Source organism: Pseudoxanthomonas winnipegensis, from assembly GCF_030322905.1.
Taxonomy (GTDB): Bacteria; Pseudomonadota; Gammaproteobacteria; order Xanthomonadales; family Xanthomonadaceae; genus Pseudoxanthomonas_A; species Pseudoxanthomonas_A winnipegensis.
This window is the reverse complement of the sequence record NZ_CP095475.1, coordinates 63,439-89,757: the sequence shown is the minus strand read 5'-3', so window position 1 is coordinate 89,757 and position 26,319 is coordinate 63,439. Positions and strand designations below refer to the sequence as shown.

Here is a 26,319-nt window from a genome sequence, read left to right as displayed (position 1 = left end):
TCAGAAATCCAGCTTGAGGTTGAGCGCGACGGTGCGCGGCGCGCCGATCGCGAACTCGTTGAAACCGCCCTGCCAGTAGTTGCGGTCGAACACGTTGTCCACGCCCAGGCGGAGCGTCGTCGGGTGGCCGCCCCAGCGCGTGGCGTAGCTGCCGCCCAGGTCGGTCACCGCATAGCCCTTGGCGTAGACCGTGGCCTGCGATGCGACGTTGTTGTAGACGGCGGTCTGTCCGTACCACTTCATGCTGGCATAGGCGGCCAGGCCCGGCACCGCGTCGAAGGCATAGCTGGCATCCGCAGTGGCGCTGAAGCGCGGCGTGCCGGCGAGCTGGCGGCCGACCAGCCACGGCGTGCCGGTCTTGTCGTAGGTCGCATCCATCCAGATCGCCGAGGTACCGACCTCGAACTGCGGGGTGAAGTGGTAGCGCGCTTCCAGCTCCAGGCCGTCGTAGCGCAGGTTGCCGTCCTGCACGTAGACGTTGGCGGCGTTGGCGTATTCGGCACCGCGGTTGATCCGGAACAGCGCCGCGCCCGTGGTCAACGCGCCGGTCTCGAGCTTGTAGCCCAGCTCGTACTGGTCGCTCTGGATCGGCCCGAGCTGCTGGCCCGCGTTGGCATACCAGCTGCCCACGGTCGTGCCCTGTTCCAGCGACTCCACGTAGCTCAGGTACAGGGTCGAGTCGGGGGTGGGCTTGAACATCAGCGCCACCGTCGGCGTCCACACCGGCTTGCGGTAGCGCACGCTCACATCGGTGGTGTCCCAGGTGTAGGCCACCTGGCGGTAGCTGTTGAAGCGCGCGCCCAGCAGCGCCGACCAGCGATCGCTGAAGTGGATCGTGTCGCTGCCGAAGACGGCGAACTGCTCGGTCTGCGAGTACAGGAACATGTTGTGCGTGACGGCGGCGGCGGTCCAGGCCAGCCGCACCCGGTCGGCCAGGCGCGCGCTGCCGATCACCGCCCACGAGCCGATGTTGCCGTCGCCCAGGTCCAGCTTCATCAGCTGCCAGGATGCGCCCACGACCAGATCGTGGCGCAGGGGACCGGTGTCCGCGCTGCCCTGCACCAGCCCCTGGATGAAGCGGAAATCCCAGGCGTCCTTGCCGTCGAACGCCCAGTCGTCGTAGCGCCCATCGGGGCCGTCCAGTTCGAAGTACTCCTGCTTGAGCCGGTAGTGGTCGCGCAGCTCGCCGGCGCTGAGCGTGGCGCTCCAGTTGGGCGCGAAGTCCCAGCGCAGGCTGGAGGTGAGCATCGAAAAGGTGTTGTAGTTCAGCGTCGCCGGCGAGGAATAGTTGGTTCGGCCGGTCACGCCCTTGGGCAGGTACTTCAGGGCGTAGGCCCAGGGGTAGAAGTACGGCGTCGGCTCGTCGATGCGGCGGTCCTGGTAGAGCGCATCGACCGACAGCACCAGATCCGGGGCGATCTTGTACTGCAGCGCGACGGCGGCGTCGCGGTGGATCTCGCCGCCGGAATAGAAGCTGCCGGCCTCGTGCGTGGCATTCAGTCGGTAGCCGAAGCGGCCGTCGTCGCCGGACTGTCCGCCGTAGTCCACATGCGCGCCGAACACCGCGTCGGTGCGGTAGAACAGGTCCACGCTGGCCACATCGCCCGCCGGCTTCTTGGTGACGTAGTTGACGATGCCGCCGGGCTGGCCGAAGCCGTACATGAAACCGCTGGCGCCCTTGAGGATCTGCACCTGGTCCATCATCTCCAGCGGCAGGTTCACGCCGAACAGCGCGGTCGGCATGCCGTTGACCTTCATGCTGTCCTCGAAGCTCAGCGGCAGGCCACGCACGACCAGGCGCGAGGACCAGCCGTTGTAGTCGCTGCCGGCGCTGCGCGAGACGCTGGCGTCGCGCGCGAACACGTCCAGCAGCGAGACCGGCTGGTACTTCTCCAGCTGCTGCGCATCGACGCTGTTGACCGAGAACGGTGTGTCCACCGCGGCCTTGTCGCCCAGCGCGCCGTTGCCTTCGCTTTCGCGCTTGCCCTTGACCTGCAGCTTGTCGAGTTCCTTGACGTCCTTGCCGTCGGTGGTGGATTGGGCGGCCGCCGGCGACGCCGACAGGGCAAGCAGCAGCGCGACAGCCAGCGGGCTGCAGACGAGGGCGGGGAGGCGCGAGGACAGGGAACGACGGGCGGCGGACATGGAGGTCTCCGGGACAGGCAGGCGTGGAGGGACAGGCCGCCACCTCGTCCCCGATCAGGAGACAAGCGGCAGCGGCGCGGGAGGCGGGTGTTGAAACAGGTGGCAGTCGAGGTCCGGCCATGAAGGCCGCGGCAATCGGCGGATCGGTCCCCTTACGCCGCCGACCGCTCCGGTCAGCGGGGATCCGCCTGCGGTCCCTGCACGCACATGGTCTGCGTAAAAACGGCGTGATCGCAATGCAGCATTTCTATCGAATGCATCAGGTCAGCTAATGGATTTCCCGCTGATCCCGAGCCGGTCCAGGGTCCTGGCCTGGCTCGTCTCCATGCGCAGCAGCAGCCAGCGCACCAGCTGCTCGAGCGCCGAGCCGGCGCGCATCGGCGCCAGCGACATCATCCGGTAGTGCGCGCTCGGGACCGGCACCACGCAGCAGGCCGGCACCAGCTGCCGCGACTGCAGCATGCGCTCGACGCTGACCGAGCGCGCCATCGCCAGGCCGTCGCCGTACATCGCGGCCTGGTAGGCCAGATACGCCAGGTTGAAGCGCTGTTCGGCGGTGATCTTCCACGCATCGGCGCAGCGCGCACCGCCCCCTTCGAACCACTCGCGCCACTCGGCGCCCTGGCGCTCGCCTTCCTGCCAGACGTTGTCGTCGTGCAGCGCCAGCACCTCGCGTCCGCTGGTGCAGGTCTCCAGGCGGGAGAGCGTGGCCGGCGAGCACACCGGGAAAATCAGTTCGCGGAAGCTGGCCAGCTGGTGCAGGCCGCTGACCTGCACGTGCGAGTAGCCGATCACCAGGTCGACCCGCTGGTCCTCCATCCAGTAGACGTCCGGCGCGACCATCTCGGCGCGGATGTGCACTTCCAGGCCCGGGCTGCCGCGGTACAGGTCGGGCAGATTGGGCATCAGCCATTCGATGGCCAGGGTCGGCGGGCAGGCGACCACCAGGGTCTGCTGGCGCAGGCGCCCGATCTGCACCAGCGCCTCGTTGACCGTGCCGGAAGCATCGTTGAACGCGGCCAGCAGCACCTCGCCGGCCCGGGTCAGGGAGATGCGGCGGTTGTGGCGCTCGAACAGGGGCACGCCCAGGCGCGCCTCCAGCCGCAGCACGCGCTGGCTGACCGCGCCCTGGGTCACGCTCAGCGCGGAGGCGGCCTGGGTGATGCTGCCCGCGCGCGCGGCCGCGCGGAAAAACCAGAGATCGGACAGCAGCTGGCTGTCCAGCCGCTGCAAAGCAGGTTGGCACCCCTCAAGCGATGGTGTGGACACGCAGCGGCCCCGGATCTGGGTCGCGTACCGCCTCCCCCACGGTCGCCCCCAGGGCCGCATCATGCAGAGCCGACGCGCCGGCGCGCAAGGCACCGCGCGGGCGTCGGCGAGTGGCCTGAGCACGGCGATCCATCCCCTGCACGTTCGGCCGAAGCGCCGCGCGGCGTCGATCTCCCCAGGTTGCACGGCACGGGCCCAGGTGGTTCACTCGGCCCCTCGCCTGGCTGGATGCCACCCTGGGGCCAGCAGCGACCTACCGCTGTGTGAGGATTGCCCGCCCCCATGCGCCTTGCCGCTTCGATCCTTCCCCTGCTGGCGGCCTGCGTGGCATTGCCGGCCTGTTCGCGGGCCCCGCTGTCCGCGCCTTCCAAGGAGGAACCCGCCGTGACCACCGCCCCCCCTTCCGCCGCCGCCACGCCGCCCCCGCAGGCGGGTGCCGTCCTGCAGCGCGTGCTCGACCTGATCCAGGGCAGCCATGCGCTGGCGGATCTGACCCAGGCACGGGTCGAGCAGACGATGGGCATCCGCCTGGAGCGCGCGCGCGACGGCAGCGCCCGCTACGGCGTCGGTGCCGCGCTGGACCCGCCGTGGTCCTACACGATCGAACTGGACGCCACGGCCCCGGATGCGGCCAAGTTCGCGTTCAACTTCACGCCGGCCTCGGCGGACGCGGCGATGACCCCGGTCTGCCAGCTGGACTACGACGCCTTCGGCCAGCGGCTCGAGGCGCTGGGCTTCACCCGCACCCCCTACAACGCCGAGCACGGGCGCCTGGTCAAGGAATGGTTCGACAAGCCGGGCCTGCGGGTGAGCGTCTATCCGCAGGGTGAGTCGGACGGCGCCGCCGAGCATCGCTGCGTACGCACGGTGACCATCCAATAAGGACCCGGGCGTGCCGACGTGCCTCGGACAAAGGCGGGCCGACCCTACAACGCACTCTCCAGGTCGCCTGATATGCCTGTGGTTGGGCCGGCAATGCGTTCGGCCGGGATTGGGCTCGCCGAGGTACCCGAGTGCGGCCGACGCGACCGGCACTTTGAGCCCCATCAACTAGGAGCTGCATCGCCATGCGATTCCACAACCTGATCCCCAAGATCTTCTACGACCGGCTGGAGGATGGGCTGGCCTTCTTCGTCGATGCGCTGGGCTTTGCGGTGCTGTACCAGGACGCGGACATGGCGGTGGTCGCGCGCGACGGGGCCAAGGCCTACCTGGTGGAGAACGCCGAGTGGGCGGCCAAGGACCGGCCCGAACTGGGCATCGAGGTCGACGACATCGAGGCGGTGCACGCCGAGCTGGCCGCGCGCGCGCCGCAGCGGCTGCACCCCAACCTGCCCACGGTGCGACTGCAGCCATGGGGCGCGCGGGAATTCGCGATGCTCGACCCGAGCACGGTGTGCGTGGTCTTCCGTCAGTGGCCCAAGGCCTGAGGCGCTTGGGCCCGCGCCGCTAGAACACCCGGCAGAACACCGCCTTGAGGTAGCGCGATTCCTGCACGTGGGCCATGAAGGGATGGTCCGGGCCGGCGCCGGCGACCTTGAGGATCTGGATGGTGCGGCCGGAGAAGTAGGCCGCGCGGCGCAACATGTCCAGGAACTGCTCCTCGCTCACCAGCCCGGTGCACGAGAACGTGGCGAACAGCCCGCCGGGCTTGACCACGCCCAGCGCGAGCTTGTTCATGTCCAGGTACTTCTTCAGCGCGGCGATGACCTGCTCGCGGTCGCGCGTCATCTTGGCCGGGTCCAGGATCACCACGTCATAGGCATCGCCGCGCGCGGCCGCATCGCGCAGGTAAGGGAAGATGTCGGCCTGCACGAACTTGGGCTTGACGTTGTTCAGGCGCGCATTGCCCTTGGCGATGGCGATCACGTCCTGGTCGATGTCCACGCCCAGCACCTCGCTGGCCCCGCGCGCGGCGGCGTACACGGCGAAGCCGCCGGTGTTGCAGCACAGGTCGAGCACGGTCTTGCCTTCTACGTGCTGGCTCAGCCACTGGCGGTTCTCGCGCTGGTCGGCGAAGAAGCCGGTCTTGTGCGCGCCGGCCGGGTCGGCGCGGAACTTCACGCCGTACTCGGTGATGACCTCGCTCTCGGTGCCCGAGGTGCTGTGGAAGTCGAAGCTCTCCTGCTTCTGCACGTGCTCGTCGGCGAAGCTGTGGAAGCGGCAGCCCGGGAACTGCGCGCGCAGCGCGTCGAAGATCCACTCGCGATGGCGGAACATGCCGGCGGCGAAGAACTCCACCACGATCAGGTCGCCATAGCGGTCCACCACCAGGCCGGACAGGCCATCGCCCTCGGCATGCACCACGCGCCAGGCGTCGGTGGTCTCGTCCAGCCTGAGCACCTCGCGGCGCAGGGACACGGCCTGGGCGATCTTGTCGTGGAACCAGGCCGCATCGACCTGCACGTCCGGATCGGTCTCCAGGATGCGCACGGCGATGCGCGAATGGCCGTTGTAGAAGCCGCGCCCCACCCAGTCGCCGTCCACGCCGAACACATCGACGATGGTGCCCGGCTTGGGCTTCTGCGGCGGCTTGTCCACCAGTTTCTGGAAGATCCACGGATGGCTGGAACGCCAGGCGTTCTTCAGGCGGACGGCAGGATTGGGCATGTTCATCGGCCTATTGTAGAAGGCCGGGCACCTGTAGAGCGGAGCTTGCTCCGCTGGGCCTTCCCGATGATCCGGCTCAAAAGCAGCGGAGCGAGCTCTGCTCTACAAGGGGTCGCGGGCTGATTGGGAGAGGCGGCGGCGCTTACGGCAGCGCACTCGTCCCGGCTGCCGGAACACTGCGGTCCCCGCATGCCGGCTGCGGCGCTTTGCCCCGCCCTGCCCGGGGGGCCACAATGGCGTGCTTGGTCGCCGCCAGCCGCTGCCCCCGCCTCGATGCCCGGGCCGCCTTCGCCACCGGCGGCGTCACCCGTGCAGTCGCCCCCGCGCCTGCTGCCCCTGTCACTGCAAGAGAGACAACGCCCGCAATGTCCAGCACGCCCAAGATCCTGTACACGCTGACCGACGAAGCCCCGTTCCTGGCCACGCAGTCGTTCCTGCCCATCGTCGACGCCTACACCGACACCGCCGGCATCGTGGTCGAGACCCGCGATATCTCGCTGGCCGGGCGCATCCTGGCGCAGTTCCCCGACCTGCTGAGCGATGCGCAGAAGGTCTCCGACGACCTGACCGAACTGGGCGCGCTGGCCACCACGCCCGAAGCCAACATCATCAAGCTGCCCAACATCTCCGCCTCGGTGCCGCAGCTCAAGGCCGCGATCAAGGAGCTGCAGGACCAGGGCTATCCGCTGCCGGCCTACCCCGACGAGCCCAAGACCGACGCGGAGAAGGACGCCAAGGCGCGCTACGACCGGGTCAAGGGCAGCGCGGTCAACCCGGTGCTGCGCGAGGGCAACTCCGACCGCCGCGCGCCGCTGTCGGTGAAGAACTACGCCCGCAAGCACCCGCACCGCATGGGCAAGTGGTCTTCCGATTCGAAGACCCATGTGGCGCACATGGAGTCCGGCGACTTCTACGGCAGCGAGCGTTCGGCCACGCTGGGCGCGGCCGGCGCGCTGAAGATCACCTTCGTCGGCGCCGATGGCAGCAGCACGGTGCTCAAGGACAAGGTGGCGGTGAAGCAAGGCGAGGTGGTCGATGCCTCGGTGCTCAGCCGCAAGGCGCTGGCCAGCTTCATCGATGCGCAGATCGAGGATGCCAAGGCCAAGGGCGTGCTGTTCTCGGTGCATCTGAAGGCCACGATGATGAAGGTCTCCGACCCGGTGCTGTTCGGCATCGTGGTGGGCGAGTTCTACAAGGACGTGCTGGCCAAGCACGGCGAGGCGCTCAAGTCGGTGGGCTTCGACCCCAACAACGGCATCGGCGACCTGTACGCGGTGATCGGCAAGCTGCCGGCCGAGCAGGCCGAGGCGATCAAGGCCGACGTGGAGGCCGAGTACGCCAAGCGCCCGGCGCTGGCGATGGTCAACTCCGACAAGGGCATCACCAACCTGCACGTGCCCAGCGACGTGATCATCGACGCCTCGATGCCGGCGATGATCCGCGACAGCGGCAAGATGTGGAACGCCAAGGGCGAGCTGCAGGACACCAAGGCCGTGATCCCCGACCGCAGCTATGCCGGCGTGTACCAAGTGGTGATCGAGGACTGCAAGACGCACGGCGCGTTCGACCCGGCCACCATGGGCAGCGTGCCCAACGTCGGCCTGATGGCGCAGAAGGCCGAGGAATACGGCAGCCACGACAAGACCTTCGTCATCTCCGGCGACGGCAAGGTGGTGGTGACCGACGATGCCGGCGCGACGGTGTTCGAACACGCGGTGGAAGCCGGCGATGTGTGGCGCATGTGCTGCACCCGCGACGCGCCGATCCAGGACTGGGTCAAGCTGGCCGTCACCCGCGCGCGCCTGAGCGGCACGCCGGCGGTGTTCTGGCTGGATCCGCAGCGCGCGCACGACGCGCAGCTGATCGCCAAGGTCGAGAAGTACCTCAAGGACCACGACACCACCGGCCTGGACATCCGCATCCTCTCGCCGGTGGAGGCCACCGCGCTGTCGCTGGAACGCATCCGCAAGGGCGAGGACACCATCTCGGTCACCGGCAACGTGCTGCGCGACTACCTCACCGACCTGTTCCCGATCATGGAGCTGGGCACCAGCGCCAAGATGCTCTCCATCGTGCCGCTGATGGCCGGCGGCGGGCTGTTCGAGACCGGCGCCGGCGGCAGCGCGCCCAAGCATGTGCAGCAGTTCGTCGAAGAGGGCTACCTGCGCTGGGATTCGCTGGGCGAGTTCCTGGCGCTGGCCGCCTCGCTGGAGCACCTGGGCCAGACCTACGACAACCCCGCGGCGCTGACCCTGGCCAAGGCGCTGGACGTGGCCAACGGCCAGTTCCTGGACAGCAACAAGTCGCCGGCGCGCAAGGTCGGCGAGATCGACAACCGCGGCAGCCACTTCTACCTGGCCCTGTACTGGGCCCAGGCCCTGGCCGCGCAGGACGAGCATGCCGAGCTGAAGGCCAAGTTCGCCCCGCTGGCCAAGGCGCTGGCCGAGCAGGAGGCCACCATCGTGGCCGAGCTCAACGGTGCCCAGGGCCGTCCGCAGGACATCGGCGGTTACTACCACCCGGACCTCACCAAGTGCGCCGCGGCGATGCGCCCGAGCAAGACCTTCAACGACGCGCTGGCCAAGCTCGGCAAATAAGCCCCCTCAACGCTTGACCCGACGGGCCGCCTGCCGCAAAGCAGGCGGCCCGTCTGCGTTTGCGGCCGTCCTCAGCGGAACCCGGTGAGCGGTGCGTTCGCGCGCGCCGACTGGGCCTGCTTGCGCGCCAGGCGCCGCGCGCGCTTGATCCTGCGGGCGCGCTGCGCGGCGGTGTCCTGCGTGGGCTCGACGCCCGCCAGGGAGCGGGCCAGCTCCACATCGACGATATGCCCGTGGTGGAACAGCAGGGCCTTGAACAGGTTCATATCGGCATCTCCACTTGAGTGGAATCGACAATAGGCGCAGGCTCAGGCCCCGAGAAGCGAAGCTTTCGCAAGCGAGTCTTGAATCCAGCTCAAGGGAAGTTCCATGTCGCGTCCCCCGCTGCACGCCCTGCAGGGCTTCGTCATCGCCGCGCGCTTGGGCAACCTCTCGCGTGCCGCCGACGCGATGCATCTGACGGTCAGCGCGCTCAGTCATCAGATGCGCGGCCTCGAGCAGCGCCTGGGCTACCGCCTGCTAGAACGGCACGCACGCGGCGTACGCGTGACCGGGGACGGCCAGCGCCTGCTCGATCGCATCGGCCCGCACCTGGATGCCATCGCCCAGGCCTTCACGCCCTACGCGGCGCGGCGCGAGGACGTGCTGACACTGAGCATCACGCCCTCCATGGCGTCGGCCTGGCTGGTGCCACGGCTGAGCGGATTCCTGGCGCTGCATCCCAAGATCGAGGTCAACCTGCTGTCGAGCGAGGCGCTGGTGGACTTCGCCCGCGAGCCGCAGATCGACGCGGCGCTGCGCATCGGCCACGGCGTCTGGCCCGAAGTGATGGCCGAACCCCTGTTCGAGGAATGGCTCACGCCCATGGCCAGCCCCGCGCTGATCCGGCGCATGGGCGGCAAGCGCCGGCCGCTGGTCGAATGGCCGCTGCTCGGCGACCCGGACGGCGAGTGGGAGCGCTGGTTCGCGCAGGAGGGCCTGACACCGCCTGCGCGCTACGTGGCCGTGCTCAACAGCTCCGAATCGCACCATCGCGCCGCCATGGACGGCGTGGGCGTGGCCCTGGGCCGGATCACGCGTGCGCGGCTGCTGCTGGAGTCGGGCGATCTGGTACCGCTGTCGACGCGGCGGCTGAAGACCGCCTGGTCGCATTATCTCGTCTATCCGGAACGTTCCGCCCACCACAGCGGTTTCCTCGCCTTCCGCGACTGGCTGCGCGGCCAGGCGCAGGAGCACGCGCAACAGACGCAGACGATGCCGGGCAGAACGACGACGGCGAGCGCCGCGCTTCAGCGACGCCGCCGCTGAAGCCGGCATGCGCGTGCAGCAGCGCGGTCAGCCGCGCGCGGGCGCGACGCGTTCCAGCGCGTCGATGTCGCCGGCGACGATCCTGTCCAGGTGCGCGGTGATGTGCGCGACCGGCCAGTCCCACCAGGCGATGGCCTCCAGCCGGGCGACCTGCTCGGGCGCGAAGCGCGCCTTGATCGGCCGCGCGGGGTTACCGCCGACGATGGTGTAGGCCGGCACGTCGGCGGTGACCACCGCGCGCGCCGAGACGATCGCGCCGTTGCCGATGCGCACGCCCGGCATGATCAGGGCCTCGTAGCCGATCCACACGTCGTGGCCGATCACCGTGTCGCCCTTGTACGGCAGCTCGCCCGGTTGCGGCATCACCGCCTCCCAGCCGTGGCCGAAGATCTGGAAGGGATAGGTCGAGATGCCGGACAGCTTGTGGTTGGCGCCGTTCATGATGAACTTCGCGCCGCGCGCGATCGCGCAGAACCTGCCGATCACCAGCCGGTCGCCGATGAAGGGAAAGTGGTAGAGCACGTTGCGCTCGAAGCCTTCGGAGTCTTCCGGGTCGTCGTAATAGGTGTACTCGCCGATCTCGATCAGCGGGTTGCGCACGGTGTTGCGGATGAAGCACACCTGGGGAAAGCCCTGCATCGGATGCGGGGTCTCGGGACTGGGGCCGTGCATGCGGCATGCCTCGTCATCGAAGGAGGGCGCCGATGGTAACCAGTGGCGGGAGGCGAGGCGGTCAGCCGCGCGGAGGCTTCCTGGCGGGCGCTTTCTTGGCCGTGGCCTTCTTTGCCGGCGCCTGCTTGGCCGCCTTCGGCTTGGGCAGGGGCAAGGCTTCGGCGGTGGCGCGCAGCAGGCGCCGCAGCGCGTCGGTGTCCTCCAGCGCATCGGCCAGCAGGTAATGCGGCTTGGCGCCCGGGTACGGCGGCTGTTCGATCACCTCATGCAGCAGGCCCCGGCCGGGCGCGGTCGGCTTGAGGAAGACCTGGTTGTCGCACACCAGCGCGACCACCTTGCCGTCCAGGTACAACGCGTACTCGCCGAACATCTTCTTCGATTCCAATGCCGCGCCCAGCCCGGCCTGGGCGTGCACGTAGTCGATGAAGTCCGCGTCGGTTGCCATGGGTGTCCTCAAGCTTCTTCAGGGAATGCCGTTGCCGCCATGGGCACGATAGCCGGCCCGCGTCTCCAGGCGTGCGATCCAGGCATCGACGGCCGGCAGCACCGGTCGCGCCATCGGCGTCATCCGCCAGCGGTTGGCCGACAGCCCCAGCACGATGTCGGCCAGGGTGAAGTCCGCGCCGGCGACGAAGGCGCCGGTCGTGGCCAGCTGCGCGTCCAGCAGGCCCATCAGCCGGTTCCAGGCCGAGATGCTGGCCTCCACCGCGCTGGCGTCCTGGGTCAGCGGCGTGCGCCGCACCAGCGCCATGAAGGCCGGACGCCACGCGCCGTTGAGCTCGGTGGCCTGCCAGTCCATCCACTGTTCCACCCGCGCCCGCGCCAGGGGTTCGGCGGGCAGCAGGTCGTGACGCCGCTGGCGCGCGGCCAGGTAGCGGCAGACGGTGTTGGATTCCCACAGTACCGCGCTGCCATCGATCAGCACCGGCACCAGGCCGTTGGGATTGAGCGCACGCAGCGCGTCCGCATCGCCGGGGCCGTCCATCGCGTCATGCGCCAGCGCCAGGTCCAGCTCGGCCGCCAGCCACAGCACCTTGCGCACGTTGATCGAGGTGGGCTTGCCGAGCAGTTTCAACATGGCGTCGCTTCAGTCGCTGGCGATATGCCAGCACACGCCGGCCAGGTCGATCATGTGCACTTCGCGGCCCCAGGGGAAGTCGGTCGGCGTGCCGAGGCGGAAGCCGGGAAAGCGCTGCTCCAATCCGCGCCCGGCCATCTCGCCCCACCATGCATCCACGTCGGGCACGACCACGCGCAGCATCAGGTTGTGGGCGACATGGTCGTCGTGGAAGTCCTGCAGGATGAAGGACACCGGGCCGCTGCGGAATCCGCACACATCGCCGGCCTCCCAGTCCTCGACGAAGTCCAGCGCGGCGAACAGGCGCCGGCTGGCGGCGAAATCCGCGCCGCCCGGGACGAAGGGCTGCAACGCGGTCAAGGTGGTGGCCTGCATGTTCGGCTCCGGTCAGGTCGTGGGTAGGGGGATTCCCGCGGCATCCTTGACGGTGCGCAGGACGAAGCTGGAGTTGACGTCGGCCACGCCGGCCTGGGCCAGCAGCCGGTCCAGCAGGAAGCGCGAGAAGTGGTCCAGGTCGCGCACCAGGATGTGCAGCAGATAGTCCATGTCGCCGGTCAGCGCATGGCAGGCGACGACCTCGTCCCAGCTGGTCACGGCGGTGGCGAAGCGCTCGATCGCCGGCTGGTCGTGCTGGGCCAGCTGGACGCGCACGAAGGCCTGCAGGCCCAGGCCCAGCGCGCGCGCCTCCAGCCTGGCGCCGTAGCCGGCGATGATGCCGGCCGCCTCCAGGCGCTGGATGCGACGCAGGCAGGCCGAGGGCGACAGGTTGATGCGCGCGGCCAGCTCGGCGTTGCTGGCGCGGCCGTCGGTCTGCAACAGGGCCAGCAGACGAAGATCCGTGCGATCGAGCGGGCTTGGTACGTCCATTTGTCGCGTCGCAACATGCAATGACGCAACAAGATTGCGCCATGCGAGCTGGATCCTGCAACTTTCGCAAGCCCGTTGCGCGCGCTTGCCGGTAGCGTGGGAGCCTGCCTTTGCTGCCCCCAGGAGACCGCCATGGACACCACGCCGCGCCGCGTCGAGAACCAGCTCACCGACAAGGGCTATGTGCCGGTCTACACCACGGCCGTGGTCGAGCAGCCCTGGGCCAGCTACAGCGCCGCCGATCACCGGACCTGGGGCCAGCTGTTCGGACGCCAGCGCGCGCTGCTGGTGGGCCGCGCATGCGATGAGTTCCTCGCCGCTCAGGATGCGATGGGCCTGAGCGCGGACGAGATCCCGCGCTTCGACGATCTCAACGTGGTGCTGGGCGCGGCCACCGGCTGGAAGCTGGTGGGCGTGGAGGGCCTGCTGCCGGAGCTGGACTTCTTCGAGCACCTGGCGCACCGGCGCTTCCCGGTGACCTGGTGGATCCGGCGGCCCGAGCAGATCGACTACATCGCCGAGCCGGACCTGTTCCACGACCTGTTCGGCCATGTGCCGCTGCTGATGAACCCGCTGTTCGCCGACTACATGCAGGCCTACGGGCGCGGCGGGGTCAAGGCGCATGGCATCGGCCCGCAGGCGCTGGTCAGCCTGACCCGGCTGTACTGGTACACGGTGGAGTTCGGCCTGATCGACACGCCGCAAGGCCTGCGCATCTACGGCGCCGGCATCGTCTCCTCGAAGGGCGAGTCGCTGTACTGCCTGGAGTCGGCCGCGCCCAACCGGATCGGCTTCGACCTGACGCGGGTGATGCGCACGCGCTACCGCATCGACGACTACCAGAAGACCTACTTCGTCATCGACAGCTTCGAACAGCTGATCCAGGCCACCGCGCCGGACTTCACCCCGCTCTACGCCGAGCTCGAGCACGCCGAGGCGCTGCCCGCCGGGCGCGTGCTGGACCGGGATCGCGTGTTCCAGCGCGGCACCGGTGAGGGCTGGGCCGACGGCGGGGACGTGTGAGGCGCGGCGACGCGGGGAAGATGTCGCCACGCTAAGCTCGCCGCATCGGTCCCGGAGGGCGTGGCGATGAAGCGATGGATGCTGCTGCTGGCGTTGTGCTGCGGTGGCGCGGCCGATGCGACCTCGATCGTCCACCTGCCGCTCTCCGAGATCCTGGCCAAGTCCGATCACGTCATCGTCGGCCGCGTCGTCGAGGTGGACATGATCGATGGTCAGGGACGGCCGGTCATCGATCTGGAGGCGCGCACTGGGCCGGGATTCGCGAACCTCATCCGCTATCGCGTGCACGTCGAGGACGTCATGCAGACCAATGCGGCGCGCGTGCCGGCGGTGCTGGTGATCCAAGAATGGCCCGGCTGGATCATGACGCTCGGCGGCATGAAGACATCGGTCACCGGCAAGCAGTTCGTGTTCCTGCTCAGCGGCGCCGATTTCCATCCCACCAATGCGGCGCAGTTCCGCTATCGGCTGGATTCGCAGGAGTGGAAGGACCTGAGCCCATCGCCTTGAGCTTCGCGGCACGTGTCGCGTCCGCGCGACGGCGCGCCATCCGCGGGGGTTAGCATCCGGGCCTGATCATTGGGCAAGGGAAACGGCGATGCGTTGGATGCAGGTCCTGCTGTTGCTGCTCGCGGCGGTCTCGGCGCAGGCCGCCGAGCGGCCTTCGGCCGAAACCCCCGAAGAGCTCAGACACCGGATCCTGCTGTGGCCGGGTGGCACCGGGCCGGGCTCGGAAGGCGCGCCGGCGCAGCCGACCATCGTCGACCACAGCGATGATCCGGCGGTGCCGGACCGCTCCATCCGCGGCATCCGCGCGCCGTACATGATCGTCTACCGGCCGGCGCATCCGAACGGCAGTGCGCTGCTGGTGGTGCCCGGCGGCGGCTATGCGCACATCGTGATCGACAACGAGGGCACCTCGCTGGTGCCGGCCTTCGCCGACCGGGCCGGCATCACCCTGTTCGTGCTGCGCTACCGGCTGCCGGACGAGGGTCATGTCGATGGCCGCGACGCGCCGCTGGCCGATGCGCAGCGCGCGCTGCGCCTGATCCGGGCGCATGCGAAGCAGGACGGCCTGGACCCGGCGCGCGTGGGGGTGATGGGCTTCTCGGCCGGTGGCCATGTCGCGGCCAGTCTGTCCACGCGCTTCGACGATGCGGTGTACGCGCCGGTGGATGCGGCCGACCGCCTCAGCGCGCGCCCGGACTTCGCGCTGCTGATCTATCCGGTGATCGACATGGGCAATGCGATCGGCCATACCGGCTCGCGCAAGCGCCTGTTGGGGCCGCATCCGGATGCGCGGCTGGTGCACGACTACTCCATGCAGAACCGCGTGAGCGCGCGCACGCCGCCGACCTTTCTGCTGGCCGCGCAGGACGACGACGTGGTGCCGGTGCAGAACACGCTGGTGTACGAACAGGCGCTGCTCGGTGCCGGCGTGTCGAGCGAATTGCACATCTTCCCCAAGGGCGGCCACGGCTTCGGCGTGCGCCGCATCCAGGGCCTGACCCTGGCCACTTGGCCGCGGCTGGCGGTGGACTGGATGGCCTGGCAGACGGCGCAGGCACCAGCGCGCTGAGAAAAGCTTTTGGCCCCCTCCCTTTCGCCGCAGGCGAAGGGGAGGGATGGGGAGGGGTCGCTCTTCGCGGGGAGCCTTGGGCGCTGGAGATTCACCGCGAAGAGCACCCCCTCCCAACCTCCCCCTTGCGCTGCGCGCAAAGGGGAGGGGCAGGTCTTGCGAACTGGCGCACCTCGCATGTGGCAGGCGCCGTCCACCTCTCGCACCACGCGCGCTTTTGGCCCCCTCCCTTTCGCCGCAGGCGAAGGGGAGGGATGGGGAGGGGTCGCTCTTCGCGGCGAGCCTTGGGCGCTGGAGATGCATCGCGAAGAGCACCCCCTCCCAGCCTCCCCCTTGCGCTGCGCGCAAAGGGGAGGGGCAGGTCTTGCGAACTGGCGCACTTCACATCTCGCGCTGGTGGGGAGAGGTGCAAACAACGTGTCGGGTCGCGCGCGCCTTCGCGCGTGGCCTGCGGGTGAGGCGGTAGGCTGGTGGGCCCCTGCGTCGCTTCGGTTGTGCTTCTTGAATTTCTCTGCGCTTTATCCCGCCTTCCTGTTCGATATGGATGGCACGCTGCTGACTTCGATCGCCGCCGCCGAGCGCGTGTGGACGCGCTGGGCGCTGCGGCATGGCCTGGACCCGGCCACCTTCGTGCCGACCATCCACGGCGCGCGGGCCATCGACACCATCGCCGGCCTCGGCCTGCCGGGCGTGGATGCGCAGGCCGAGGCGGAAGGCATCACCCGCGATGAGATCGCAGACGTCGAGGGCGTCGCGCCCATCGCCGGCGCAGCGGCGTTCATCGCGGGCCTGCCGGCCACGCGCTGGGCGGTGGTGACCTCGGCGCCGCGGGCGTTGGCGCTGCGCCGCATGCAGGCCGCCGGCCTGGCGCCGCCGGCGGTGCTGGTCACCGCCGAGGACGTGGTCCACGGCAAGCCCGATCCGGCCGGCTATCGCCTGGCCGCCGCGCGGCTGGGCGTGGCCGCCGAGGACTGCCTGGTGTTCGAGGACGCGCCGGCCGGCATCGCCGCGGCCGAGGCCGCCGGCGCGGACGTGCTGGTGATCCAGGCCGCGCATGCGCATCCGCTGGAGACGCCGCACCGGCAGGTGCGCGACTACCTCGCGCTCCAGGCGCGCGTGACGCCCGACGGCCTGCAGTTGCTGGACGCCGGCTGACGCGCCACGCCGCCACCGGGTCGCCCTAACCCGGCGTTCACGGTGCTGACCGGAGGATCCTGCGAACCCCGTTCCTGTTCTGAACAGGGGATCTGCCGGATACGACCGATGCGCCCCAATGCCGATGAGCTGTTCGACGAACTGGCCCAGCTTGACCTGACCCTGGACGCGATCGCCGCCTGCGCCGGCGGCGCCAACCTGGCCTTGCAGCAGGCGCTCCAGCGCCATGTGCGCAGCCTGCGCATCTTCCTGGACATGGACGCGGCGGCGGTGCTGCATGACGTCGCCGAGGCGGCCCAGCGTCTGCTCGAAGCGAACGAGCCGCGCGTGCTGGAAACCGCCCAGCGCGACCTCGCCCGCATGCGCGCCCTGATGGACGCGATGCTGCGTCGGCAGGCAGCGCAGGCGACGGCCGCCTGACGCGTAGAAGCTGCCGTACGGCCTTCGCGCGATGGTCGCGTTTGGCTCATCGGGAAAGCCTCATCGCCGGCCGCTGTCCCAAAGACCAAAGCAGGGGCTCTTCCCTGTAGAGCGGAGCTTGCTCCGCTGGGGCCTTCCCCACGAACCGAACGAAGAGCAGCGGAGTCCCCAAGAGGGGATTGCCACAAGCTCCGCTCTACATGTCGGCTGCTGGGAGCTTCGAGGAGACCGTTGCGCCACGTCCACGATGGCTAGTGCGTGGTATCGCGCAGGTCCTGACCCAGGCGGCGATAGAGGGTGCTGCGGCTGATGCCGAGCTTGCGCGCGGCGCGGGTGACGTTGCCGTCGCAGTCGGCCAGGGCCTGGCGCATCGCGGCTTCGGCCAGGGCGTCCAGGTCCTGCGCGCTGGCCGGGGCGGCGAGCGCGGTCGGGGCGATGGGCAGCGCCGGACGCTGGATGTGCAGATAGGAGGGCAGCATGTCCGCGCCGATGGTCTCGCCCGGTTCGCTGAGCGCCACCAGGGTGCGCAGGCAGGCGCTGAGCTGGCGCAGATTGCCGGGCCAGTCGTAGCTGGCCAGCAGGGCGTGGGCGTCGTCGGTCAGGCGCCGGCCCTGGCCCAGGCGCTGCCAGAGCGCGTGCACCAGCCCGGCGCGATCGCCGTGTTCGGCCAGCGCGGGGATGCGCACGGTGTGATGGGCGATGCGGTAGTACAGGTCGGGGCGGAAGCGGCCCTCGGCGATGGCCTGGTCCAGCTCGCGGTGGGTGGCGCAGATCAGGGCGAAGTCCAGCTTGACCGGCTTGCCGCCGCCCAGCGGCAGCAGCTCGCGCTCCTGCAGGACGCGCAGCAGCCGCGGCTGCAGGGCCAGCGGCATGTCGCCGATCTCGTCCAGGAACAGCACTCCGCCATCGGCCTGGCGCAGCAGGCCGGGGTTGCCGTGCTTGCGCGCGCCGGTGAAGGCGCCGTCCTCGTAGCCGAACAGTTCGGCCTCGATCAGGCCTTCGGGCAGGGCCGCGCAGTTGACCGCGACGAAGGGCCGGCCCGCGCGCGCGCAGCGGCGATGCAGTTCGCGTGCGAAGACTTCCTTGCCGGTGCCGGTCTGGCCCTGCACCAGCACCGGCAGGCCGGCATCGAGCACGCGCCGGGCGCGCGCCAGTGCGGCGTCCTGCTCGGCGTCGAACAACGGCGCGTCGCTGGCCTGCGGGTCGACGGCGGCCGAGACGGTGATCGGCGGCCGCGCGGCCGGGCGCCGGGCACGGGCCTGGCCGTCCTCGACGCGGCCGTGCAGCGCGCGGCCCTGGCGGTCGAGCAGCACGCCGTCGTCGCGCAGCCGGCTGGGCGCGTCGGCGAACAGGCCGGTGTAGGAAGCACGGCCCAGTTCGCCGCGCTCCAGGCCGAACAGCTGCAGGCCGGCCTGGTTGGCGGCCACCAGCTTGCCGTTGCGGAAGGCCAGCAGGCCCTCGCGCGCGGTGCCCAGCAGCGCCGGGTCGCGGTGCAGGCGCAGCAGCTCGGCATCGGGGATGCCGTCGTCGAAGTAGCGATGCTCGATGCTGGCCACCGCCATCCGCGCCAGCCCCAGCGCGTGCATGTGCGAGACGCGCGCATCGCCGGAGATATCCAGCACGCCGATGCGCGTGCCGTAGGGGTCGAAGATCGGCGTGGCCGAGCAGCTCAAGATGCCGTGCGGTGCCAGGTAGTGCTCGCCGCCGTGGACGACCACCGGGCGGCCTTCGACGATGGCCGTGCCGATGGCGTTGGTGCCGACCTGGGCCTCGTTCCAGCAGGCGCCTGGCATCAGCGCCACGCGGCCGGCGCGGTCGAGGAAGCTGGCGCTGCCCTCGGCATCGAGGATCCAGCCGTCCTCGTCGGTGAGGATGACGATGCTGCCGGTGGCCGCCGCGTCGGAGGACAGCAGCTCCAGCTCGGCGCGCGCCAGGCGCCAGAGCTTTTCGTGGCGCTCGCGCATCTCGCTCAGGCGGGCGGCGCTGACCGGCTCGATCTGCGGCGCGCCCTGCGCCGGCAGGCCCAGGCGCTGGCAGCGCACCCAGGAGCGCAGGATGGTGTCGGGCACCTTGCCCACCGGCGCGCCGCCGTGTTCGAAGAACGCGCGGCGCGCGGCCCCCAGGGCGCGATCCGAAGCAGTCAGCGGCTGTGCCATTCCCAACTCCTCAAGGTGTCGCATTTTGCGACAGCGCAACGGGGCGCTGTCCCAATAAACATCACAGCGCGTCGACGCTTGCAACGGGCAGACGTGGTGCGCCGCAACAGCCGCGGGGCATGACCCTCGGCCCGCCGCGGCCCAGGGTCGTGACGCGGCGCAGCACCGCGTTTTTGGCATCGGGCTTGCGCTATTGGGCACACCCATTGGGCGACACACACCCCGCACTAGGAGAACGCCATGAACGCCGTCACCAGCACCAAGCCGATGTCCACCGACCCGCAGTCCATCTTCAAGAAGCGCTACGCCAACTTCATCGGCGGCGCGTGGGTCGAGCCGAAGAGCGGCCAGTACTTCGACAACATCACGCCGGTGACCGGCAAGGCCTTCACCCAGATCCCGCGCTCCAACGCGCAGGACGTGGACGCCGCGCTGGATGCCGCGCATGCCGCCAAGGACGCCTGGGGCGCTACCTCGCCGACCGAGCGCGCCAACATCCTGCTCAAGATCGCCGACCGCATCGAGGCCAACCTCGAGCTGCTGGCCTACGCGGAGACCTGGGACAACGGCAAGCCGATCCGCGAGACGCTCAACGCCGACGTGCCGCTGTGCGCCGACCACTTCCGCTACTTCGCCGGCGTGCTGCGCGCGCAGGAAGGCAGCATCTCGGAGATCGACAAGGACACCATCGCCTATCACTTCCACGAGCCGCTGGGCGTGGTCGGCCAGATCATCCCGTGGAACTTCCCGCTGCTGATGGCGTGCTGGAAGCTGTCCCCGGCGCTGGCCGCCGGCAACTGCGTGGTGCTCAAGCCCGCCGAGCAGACCCCGGCCTCGATCCTGGTGCTGATGGAAGTCATCGGCGACCTTCTGCCGCCGGGCGTGCTCAACGTGGTCAACGGCTTCGGCCTGGAAGCGGGCAAGCCGCTGGCCTCCAGCCCGCGCATCGCCAAGATCGCCTTCACCGGCGAGACCACCACCGGCCGGCTGATCATGCAGTACGCCTCGCAGAACCTGATCCCGGTGACGCTGGAGCTGGGCGGCAAGTCGCCCAACATCTTCTTCGCCGACGTGATGGCCGAGGACGACGATTTCCTGGACAAGGCGGTGGAGGGCTTCGTGCTGTTCGCCTTCAACCAGGGCGAGGTCTGCACCTGCCCCTCGCGCGCGCTGATCCAGGAATCGATCTACGAGAAATTCATGGAGAAGGTCATCGCCCGCGTGGAGGCGATCAAGCAGGGCAACCCGCTGGACCCCAACACCATGATCGGCGCGCAGGCCTCCGGCGAGCAGCTGGAGAAGATCCTGTCCTACATCGATATCGGCAAGCAGGAAGGCGCGGAAGTGCTCACCGGCGGTGCGCAGAACAAGCTGCCGGGCGAGCTGGAGGGCGGCTTCTACGTCAAGCCGACCGTGTTCAAGGGCCACAACAAGATGCGCATCTTCCAGGAGGAGATCTTCGGGCCGGTGGTGTCGGTGACCACCTTCAAGGACGAGGCCGAGGCGCTGGCCATCGCCAACGACACGCTCTACGGCCTGGGCGCCGGCGTGTGGAGCCGCGATGCCTCGCGCCTGTACCGCATGGGCCGCGCGATCCAGGCCGGCCGCGTGTGGACCAACTGCTATCACGCCTACCCCGCGCATGCGGCCTTCGGCGGCTACAAGCAGTCGGGCATCGGCCGCGAGACGCACAAGATGATGCTCGACCACTACCAGCAGACCAAGAACCTGCTGGTGAGCTACTCGCCGAAGAAGCTCGGCTTCTTCTGACCGGTTGGAAGGATCGCATCGCACCTCCCCGCGTCGGGATGCGATCCATCGCCGCGGTGCGCTGACCTGACCCCAGGCCGACGCGCCACGGCCCCTGCAACCGCGCTCAAGGAGCTCCACATGGCCGTCTGCAACGACGACCAGCGGCGAAGCGGTGTCCGGCAGATGCCGGCCGCTGCCCGTCCTCGCACCCCGTCTTCCACCCCTTGCCCGCAGCGGATGCCGTCGCGGCGCGCGCTGAGCCGTGCGCTGACGCTGGCCCTGCTTGGAGCCTGCCCCGCCCTCATGCCCGCGCTGGCCGCCGACACCGCCACACCCGGCATCACCACGCTGCCCACGCTCGACGTGGTCGGCGTGACGCCCAACGGCGATGCCACGCTGCCGGCGGACAAGTCGCCGTATCCGGTGCGTGGGCTGGATGCGGACCAGCTGGACCGCATGACCTCGGTCGACCTGACCGAGGCCATGGATCGCCAGGTGGCCGGCATCAGCCTCAACAGCGTGCAGGGCAATCCGCTGCAGCCGGATGTGCAGTTCCGCGGCTTCACCGGCTCGCCGCTGCTGGGCATCGCCCAGGGCATCGCGGTCTACCAGGACGGCGTGCGCGTCAACGAGGTCTTCGGCGACACGGTCAACTGGGACCTGCTGCCGCAGCAGGGCATCGACCGGCTGGACGTGGTCACCGGTGCCAATCCGGTGTTCGGTCTGAACACGCTGGGCGGGGCGATCGTGCTGCGGTCCAAGAACGGCTTCGACGATCCGGGTACGGCACTGTCGTATGAGGCCGGTTCGTTCGGCCGCGAAGTGGCCAGCGTCGAGTCCGGCGGCAACAACGGCACGCTGGGTTACTACGTGCTGGCCGACAATCTGTACGAACAGGGCTGGCGCGATCTCTCGCCCACCCACGCGCGCCATTACATGGCCAACTTCGGCTGGCGCGGCGAACGCGCCGCACTGGATCTGGATCTGGCCAAGGCCAGGACCAATCTCACCGGCAACGGCGCGCAGTCGATCCAGGCCATGCGCCGCGACTACGCCAGCATCTTCACCGCGCCGGACCAGACGCAGAACGACCTCACCCATGCCAGCCTGCACGGCCGCTACGACATCGCCGACGACCTGGTGCTGAGCGCGATGGCCTACCAGCGCACGGTCAAGACGCGCTCGTTCAACGGCGACACCAGCGACGCGGAAGCCTGCGAGGACGATCCCGCCTTCCTGTGCGAGGACGAGGACGACCAGGGCCAGCAGGCCTTCGTCACCGACCAGAACGGTGATCCGGTCTCCTCCGACTACGACGCGGTGAACAACATCGGCCACCGCCGCCAGCGCGCGCACGGCGGCAACGTGCAGCTGGTGTTCTCGCGCCCGCTCGGCGGCCACGACAACCAGCTGGTGCTGGGCGGCGACTGGCTCAGCGGCAACGTGCGCTATTCCAGCATCGTCGCGCCGGCGGTGCTGCTGGAGGACCGCAGCACCTCGCGCGATTCGGGCCTGCAGATTCCCGACGAGGCGCTGGACGTGTTCGCCAGCACGCGCACCTACGCCTGGTACGCCACCGACACCTTCAGCCTCACCGACGCGCTGGCGCTGACCGTCTCGGCCCGCTACAACCACACCCGCACGCGCATCGCCGATCGCTCGGGCGAGAACCCGGACCTCAACGGCGAGCACACGTTCTCGCGCCTGAATCCGGCCGCGGGCCTGGCCTGGAAGTTGAGCACTTCGCTCACCGCCTACGGCAGCTACAGCGAGTCCACCCGCGCGCCCACGCCGGTGGAACTGACCTGCTCGGACGAGGACGCGCCGTGCAAGCTGCCCAACCAGTTCGTCGCCGATCCGCCGCTCGACCAGGTGGTGGCCAAGAGCTGGGAGGCCGGCCTGCGCGGCCGCGGCGCCGGCGTGCAGTGGCAGGCGGGCGTGTTCCGCACCACCAGCCATGACGACATCCTGTTCCAGGCCGTCGGCGGGGCGACCTCCAACGAGGGTTTCTTCGCCAATGTCGGCGACACCCGCCGCCAGGGCCTGGAGCTGTCCGCGCAGGGCCGCCTGGCGGGCGACCGGGTGGAGTGGTCGGCCAGCTATGTGTGGCTGGATGCGACCTACCAGGACGGGTTCACCGAGAACGCGGTCCACAACCCGCAGGCCGACGCCGACGGGCAGATCACCGTGCAGCGCGGCGATCGCATCCCGGGCCTGTCGCGGCACCAGCTCAAGGCCGGGGTCGAGTTCGCGCTGAGCGACGCCCTGCGCATCGGCATCGATGGCCAGTACCGCAGCAACCAGTACCTGCGCGGCGACGAGTCCAACCAGCTCGCACCGCTCGGCGGCTATGCGCTGTTCGGCCTGCACGCGCGCTGGGACGTGACCCCGCGCCTGCAGCTGACCGCGCGCGTCGAGAACCTCACCGGCAAGCGCTACGCCAGCTTCGGCACGTTGGGCGAGCCGGGCGACGTCTTCCCCGGGGATTCCGATCCCCGGTTCCTGGGGCCGGGCGCCCCGCGCGGTGGCTGGGTCGGGGCCCGCTACCGCTTCTAGTCCACCGCATCCCCAAGGCAACCCATGACCCAGGAGAGCGACACATGCACATCCATCGTCCCACCACCCAGGCGCTCAAGGCGCTGGCCGTGGCCAGCGTGCTGGCCTGCAGCGGCGCGGCCAGCGCCGCCGATGCCCCGTATGCCCCGGTGACCGACGCGCGCCTGAAGGCCGCCGCCAGCGACAGCGGCTGGCTGATGTACCGCCGCGACTACACCAGCCGCGGCTATGCGCCGTTCAAGACCATCGACACCGGCAACGTCGCCAACCTCAAGCCGGCCTGGGACTGGAAGAGCGAGTTCGACATGGGCCACGAGGCCCCGCCGATCGTCAACGGCGACTATCTGTTCATCACCACGCCGAAGAACCACCTGATCGCCTTCCAGGCCAGCACCGGCAAGAAGCTGTGGGAGTACGCCCACGACCTGTCCAACGTCGGCCTGAAGACCATCTGCTGCGACGTGGTCAACCGCGGCGTGGCGCTGTACGAGGACAAGGTCTACATGGCCACCCTGGACAACCACGTGGTCGCGCTGAACGCGCAGACCGGCGATGTGGCCTGGAACGAGCAGCTCAACGCGCCCGACGTGGGCTATGCGATGACCCTGGCCCCGCTGGTGGTCAAGGGCAAGGTGATCGTCGGCGTGTCCGGCGGCGAGTACGGCGCGCGCGGCTTCATCGAGGCGCTGGACGCCAAGACCGGCAAGCAGGTGTGGAAGCTGCACACCATCCCGCTGCCGGGCGAGCCGGGCGGCGACACCTGGCCCAAGGGCGCGGCCGAGACCGGCGGCGGCGCGGCCTGGCTGACCGGCAGCTACGACGCCGATACCGACACGCTGTTCTGGGGCGTGGGCAACCCCGGCCCGTGGCTGGCCACGCTGCGCCCGGGCGACAACCTGTACACCGACTCGGTCATCGCGGTGAACCCGGCCGACGGCAAGATCAAGTGGCATTACCAGTACACGCCCAACGACACCTGGGACTACGACGGCACCAACGAGACGGTGCTGACCGACATCACCTACAAGAGCAAGAAGTACAAGGCCATCGTCAGCGCCAGCCGCAACGGCTGGTTCTATGCGATCGACCGCACCAACGGCAAGCTGATCTATGCCGAGAAGTTCGCCACGGCCACCTCGGTCAGCGGCTTCAAGGACGGCAAGCCGGTCACCGATCCGGCGATGCGCCCGACCGTGGACAAGGAAGTGTTCACCTGCCCCAGCTTCCTGGGCGGCAAGAACTGGTGGCCGATCTCGGTCAGCCCCGACACGCACATGGCCTACGTGCCGACCCTGCACACCTGCATGACCATGAAGGGCGCGGCGGTCAGCTACAAGGCCGGCCTGCCGTTCCTGGGCGAGACCTTCCTGGTCAAGCGCGATCCGGCCTTCCCCAACCACTGGGGCGCGGTGCAGGCGATCGATCTGAACACCGGCAAGCAGGTCTGGAACTTCCCGTCCGAGCTGCCGTGGAACGGCGGCATGTTGACCACCGCCGGCGGCCTGCTGTTCTCCGGCAGCGCCGATGGCTACCTGTACGCCTTCGACGCCAAGACCGGCAAGGTCCTGTGGAAGAGCCCGCAGATGGCCTCCGGCGTGCTGGGCGTGCCCTCCACCTGGACCGTCAACGGCAAGCAGTACGTCGGCGTCTACGCGGGCTGGGGCGGCGGCGTGCCGATCTGGGGCGGCGAGATGGCCAAGGACCCGAAGGTCCGCAACATCCCGCTCGGCGGCCACCTGTACGTGTTCTCGCTGTAAGCATTCGCACCCCGGAGCCAGGCCATGAAACACACCCCGCACCCCACCCTCCTCCGTTCCGTCGTGTCGCTGGCGCTGTGCGCCGGCGGCATCGGCGCCGCCCAGGCCGCCGTCTCGGTCTGCGTGGACAGCTCCAGCCCGACCGCGGCGATGGACAAGGCCATCGCCGCGGCCGTGGCCAAGCAGCAGAAGACCACCTTGTCGGTGCACGAGTTCGACGGCACCGGCGATGACGATGAAGGCTTCGACCTGAAGGAGTTCAACAAGCTGGTGGCCAAGGACTGCCAGCTGGTGCTCGGCTTCCCGGTCGATGCCAGCGCCTCGGGCGTGCCCGAGGGCCTCAAGGCCACCGCCGCCTACGGGCGCACCGGCTTCGTGCTGGTCACCCCGCACGGCAGCCAGGCCCGCTCGCTGGCCACGCTGCCGGCGGGCAGCCCGGTCGCGGTGACCTACCAGACCACGCCCAACCTGTACTTCGCCGATTACCCGAAGCTGCAGGCCGACGTGCACCTGACCAACGACGACGCCATCGAGGCGCTGGAGCAGCACAAGGTCGGTGCGGCCATGCTGTGGCGTCCGGCGGTGGTCGGCTGGCTGAGCGCGCACAAGGACGCCGCGCCGTTCGACTACGCCGAGCTGGACGAGCCGCATGCGCGCTGGAACCTGGTGGCCCTGTACGACCCGGCCAACGCCGCGGCCGCGCAGGCCTTCGAGGCCAGCGTCGCCACGCTCGGCGCCGACGGCACGCTGGGCAGGCTGCTGGATCCCTACGCCGTGCTGGCCACGCCACAAGGCAGCGGCAAGGCGCAGGCCAACGCGACCACGCAGGCGATGTTCAGGCGCGGCGCGCAGCTGGCCTGGAACGGCGCCGGCGCAGGCCCCGCGGCGGCCGCCACGGCCGCGGCCGGCGATGCGCCCAAGCTGTTCACCGCCGCGCAGGCCGACAAGGGCAAGCAGGAGTACGCCGACAACTGCGCGCTGTGCCACGGCGACACGCTGGCCGGCCGCGCCGGCCCGGCGCTGAAGGGCAAGCACTTCGCCAACCCGGCGGCGGGCTTCCACGTGGGCGACATCTTCACCATCGTCTCGCAGAACATGCCCGCCACCCAGCCGGCCAGCCTGGACCATGACACCTACGCCAACATCATGGCCTTCATCCTGCAGGAGAACGGCTACCCGGCCGGCGACAAGCCGCTGACCTTCGACGAGGCCAAGGCCTCCAAGGAGCCGCTGGTCTACCGCGGCAACGAGCCGTAAGCGCAACGCCGCCGCGACGCGGATTCACGCGTGGCGGCCGTGGCCCGGCGATGGGAGATCGACCTGGATCCCTTTCATCCCGGTCGGCCCGCGCCTCTGGCGTTCCACCCCACACCGT

General features: G+C 69.5%; 23 protein-coding genes. 13 read left to right on the top strand and 10 right to left on the bottom strand.

The window, feature by feature from the left end; genetic code table 11:
• Both MWN52_RS00410 and MWN52_RS00405 read right to left on the bottom strand, forming a co-directional pair.
• Positions 1-2,145, bottom strand: coding sequence for a TonB-dependent siderophore receptor (locus MWN52_RS00410; RefSeq protein ID WP_286576015.1), 2,145 nt, complete (start codon positions 2,143-2,145; stop codon positions 1-3).
• A gap of 264 nt (positions 2,146-2,409) precedes the next feature.
• Complete coding sequence (locus MWN52_RS00405) at positions 2,410-3,378, bottom strand: LysR family transcriptional regulator (protein ID WP_286576014.1); 969 nt, start codon at positions 3,376-3,378, stop codon at positions 2,410-2,412.
• Between the two features lie 420 nt (positions 3,379-3,798).
• Here MWN52_RS00405 and MWN52_RS00400 point away from each other — a divergent pair, with 420 nt between their 5' ends.
• Together MWN52_RS00400 and MWN52_RS00395 are read left to right on the top strand one after the other, a co-directional pair.
• A complete protein-coding gene (locus MWN52_RS00400; protein WP_286576012.1) occupies positions 3,799-4,296 on the top strand; it encodes a hypothetical protein in 498 nt (165 codons plus the stop codon).
• Between the two features lie 185 nt (positions 4,297-4,481).
• The gene (locus tag MWN52_RS00395; protein ID WP_130520471.1) at positions 4,482-4,844 is read left to right on the top strand and encodes a VOC family protein; all 363 of its coding nucleotides are present in this window, start codon (positions 4,482-4,484) and stop codon (positions 4,842-4,844) included.
• A 19-nt stretch (positions 4,845-4,863) separates the two neighbouring features.
• Here the strand turns inward: MWN52_RS00395 and MWN52_RS00390 are convergent, their stop codons facing one another.
• On the bottom strand, positions 4,864-6,030 hold the full coding sequence (locus MWN52_RS00390; protein ID WP_286576010.1) for a class I SAM-dependent rRNA methyltransferase: 1,167 nt from the start codon (positions 6,028-6,030) through the stop codon (positions 4,864-4,866).
• A 359-nt stretch (positions 6,031-6,389) separates the two neighbouring features.
• Between MWN52_RS00390 and MWN52_RS00385 the strand changes: the two genes are divergently transcribed.
• Positions 6,390-8,621, top strand: a complete 2,232-nt coding sequence (locus MWN52_RS00385; RefSeq protein ID WP_286576008.1) for an NADP-dependent isocitrate dehydrogenase — start codon at positions 6,390-6,392, stop codon at positions 8,619-8,621.
• A gap of 71 nt (positions 8,622-8,692) precedes the next feature.
• On the opposite strand, the gene MWN52_RS00380 is transcribed toward MWN52_RS00385, so the two are convergent.
• Positions 8,693-8,887 (bottom strand): hypothetical protein, encoded by a 195-nt coding sequence (locus MWN52_RS00380; RefSeq protein ID WP_286576007.1) that lies wholly within the window; start codon positions 8,885-8,887, stop codon positions 8,693-8,695.
• A 103-nt stretch (positions 8,888-8,990) separates the two neighbouring features.
• Here MWN52_RS00380 and MWN52_RS00375 point away from each other — a divergent pair, with 103 nt between their 5' ends.
• A complete protein-coding gene (locus tag MWN52_RS00375; RefSeq protein WP_286576005.1) occupies positions 8,991-9,929 on the top strand; it encodes a LysR substrate-binding domain-containing protein in 939 nt (312 codons plus the stop codon).
• 27 nt (positions 9,930-9,956) lie between these two features.
• Here the strand turns inward: MWN52_RS00375 and MWN52_RS00370 are convergent, their stop codons facing one another.
• The 5 genes from MWN52_RS00370 to MWN52_RS00350 all read right to left on the bottom strand — a co-directional run bounded on the left by MWN52_RS00370 (position 9,957) and on the right by MWN52_RS00350 (position 12,546).
• The gene (locus MWN52_RS00370) at positions 9,957-10,601 is read right to left on the bottom strand and encodes a Vat family streptogramin A O-acetyltransferase (RefSeq protein ID WP_286576004.1); all 645 of its coding nucleotides are present in this window, start codon (positions 10,599-10,601) and stop codon (positions 9,957-9,959) included.
• 61 nt (positions 10,602-10,662) lie between these two features.
• Positions 10,663-11,046 carry a TfoX/Sxy family protein gene (locus MWN52_RS00365; RefSeq protein WP_286576003.1) on the bottom strand — a complete coding sequence of 128 codons (384 nt, stop codon included), beginning with the start codon at positions 11,044-11,046 and terminating at the stop codon, positions 10,663-10,665.
• Positions 11,047-11,064: 18 nt separating this feature from the next.
• The gene (locus MWN52_RS00360; RefSeq protein WP_286576002.1) at positions 11,065-11,679 is read right to left on the bottom strand and encodes a glutathione S-transferase N-terminal domain-containing protein; all 615 of its coding nucleotides are present in this window, start codon (positions 11,677-11,679) and stop codon (positions 11,065-11,067) included.
• Between the two features lie 9 nt (positions 11,680-11,688).
• On the bottom strand, positions 11,689-12,054 hold the full coding sequence (locus MWN52_RS00355) for a VOC family protein (protein ID WP_130524089.1): 366 nt from the start codon (positions 12,052-12,054) through the stop codon (positions 11,689-11,691).
• Between the two features lie 12 nt (positions 12,055-12,066).
• Positions 12,067-12,546 (bottom strand): Lrp/AsnC family transcriptional regulator, encoded by a 480-nt coding sequence (locus tag MWN52_RS00350; protein ID WP_130520454.1) that lies wholly within the window; start codon positions 12,544-12,546, stop codon positions 12,067-12,069.
• Between the two features lie 132 nt (positions 12,547-12,678).
• On the opposite strand from MWN52_RS00350, the gene phhA reads away from it, so the two are divergent.
• The 5 genes from phhA (at position 12,679) to MWN52_RS00325 (ending at position 16,723) form a co-directional block, all read left to right on the top strand.
• Positions 12,679-13,569, top strand: a complete 891-nt coding sequence (gene phhA / locus MWN52_RS00345; protein WP_286576000.1) for a phenylalanine 4-monooxygenase — start codon at positions 12,679-12,681, stop codon at positions 13,567-13,569.
• 66 nt (positions 13,570-13,635) lie between these two features.
• Positions 13,636-14,079 carry a hypothetical protein gene (locus tag MWN52_RS00340; RefSeq protein ID WP_286575999.1) on the top strand — a complete coding sequence of 148 codons (444 nt, stop codon included), beginning with the start codon at positions 13,636-13,638 and terminating at the stop codon, positions 14,077-14,079.
• 88 nt (positions 14,080-14,167) lie between these two features.
• Positions 14,168-15,148, top strand: a complete 981-nt coding sequence (locus tag MWN52_RS00335) for an alpha/beta hydrolase (RefSeq protein WP_425608061.1) — start codon at positions 14,168-14,170, stop codon at positions 15,146-15,148.
• A gap of 501 nt (positions 15,149-15,649) precedes the next feature.
• Positions 15,650-16,303 (top strand): HAD-IA family hydrolase, encoded by a 654-nt coding sequence (locus tag MWN52_RS00330; protein ID WP_286575997.1) that lies wholly within the window; start codon positions 15,650-15,652, stop codon positions 16,301-16,303.
• Between the two features lie 108 nt (positions 16,304-16,411).
• Positions 16,412-16,723, top strand: a complete 312-nt coding sequence (locus tag MWN52_RS00325; protein WP_130520448.1) for a hypothetical protein — start codon at positions 16,412-16,414, stop codon at positions 16,721-16,723.
• Positions 16,724-16,974: 251 nt separating this feature from the next.
• On the opposite strand, the gene MWN52_RS00320 is transcribed toward MWN52_RS00325, so the two are convergent.
• Positions 16,975-18,879 carry a sigma-54-dependent Fis family transcriptional regulator gene (locus MWN52_RS00320; protein WP_286575995.1) on the bottom strand — a complete coding sequence of 635 codons (1,905 nt, stop codon included), beginning with the start codon at positions 18,877-18,879 and terminating at the stop codon, positions 16,975-16,977.
• A 240-nt stretch (positions 18,880-19,119) separates the two neighbouring features.
• On the opposite strand from MWN52_RS00320, the gene adh reads away from it, so the two are divergent.
• From adh to MWN52_RS00300, 4 genes are all read left to right on the top strand, one after another.
• The gene (gene adh / locus MWN52_RS00315) at positions 19,120-20,649 is read left to right on the top strand and encodes an aldehyde dehydrogenase (protein WP_130532266.1); all 1,530 of its coding nucleotides are present in this window, start codon (positions 19,120-19,122) and stop codon (positions 20,647-20,649) included.
• Positions 20,650-20,934: 285 nt separating this feature from the next.
• Positions 20,935-23,187 carry a TonB-dependent receptor gene (locus MWN52_RS00310; RefSeq protein WP_286575992.1) on the top strand — a complete coding sequence of 751 codons (2,253 nt, stop codon included), beginning with the start codon at positions 20,935-20,937 and terminating at the stop codon, positions 23,185-23,187.
• Positions 23,188-23,231: 44 nt separating this feature from the next.
• On the top strand, positions 23,232-24,944 hold the full coding sequence (locus MWN52_RS00305) for a methanol/ethanol family PQQ-dependent dehydrogenase (RefSeq protein WP_286575990.1): 1,713 nt from the start codon (positions 23,232-23,234) through the stop codon (positions 24,942-24,944).
• Between the two features lie 24 nt (positions 24,945-24,968).
• The gene (locus tag MWN52_RS00300; protein ID WP_286575988.1) at positions 24,969-26,201 is read left to right on the top strand and encodes a c-type cytochrome; all 1,233 of its coding nucleotides are present in this window, start codon (positions 24,969-24,971) and stop codon (positions 26,199-26,201) included.
• The last annotated feature ends 118 nt before the right edge of the window (positions 26,202-26,319 follow it).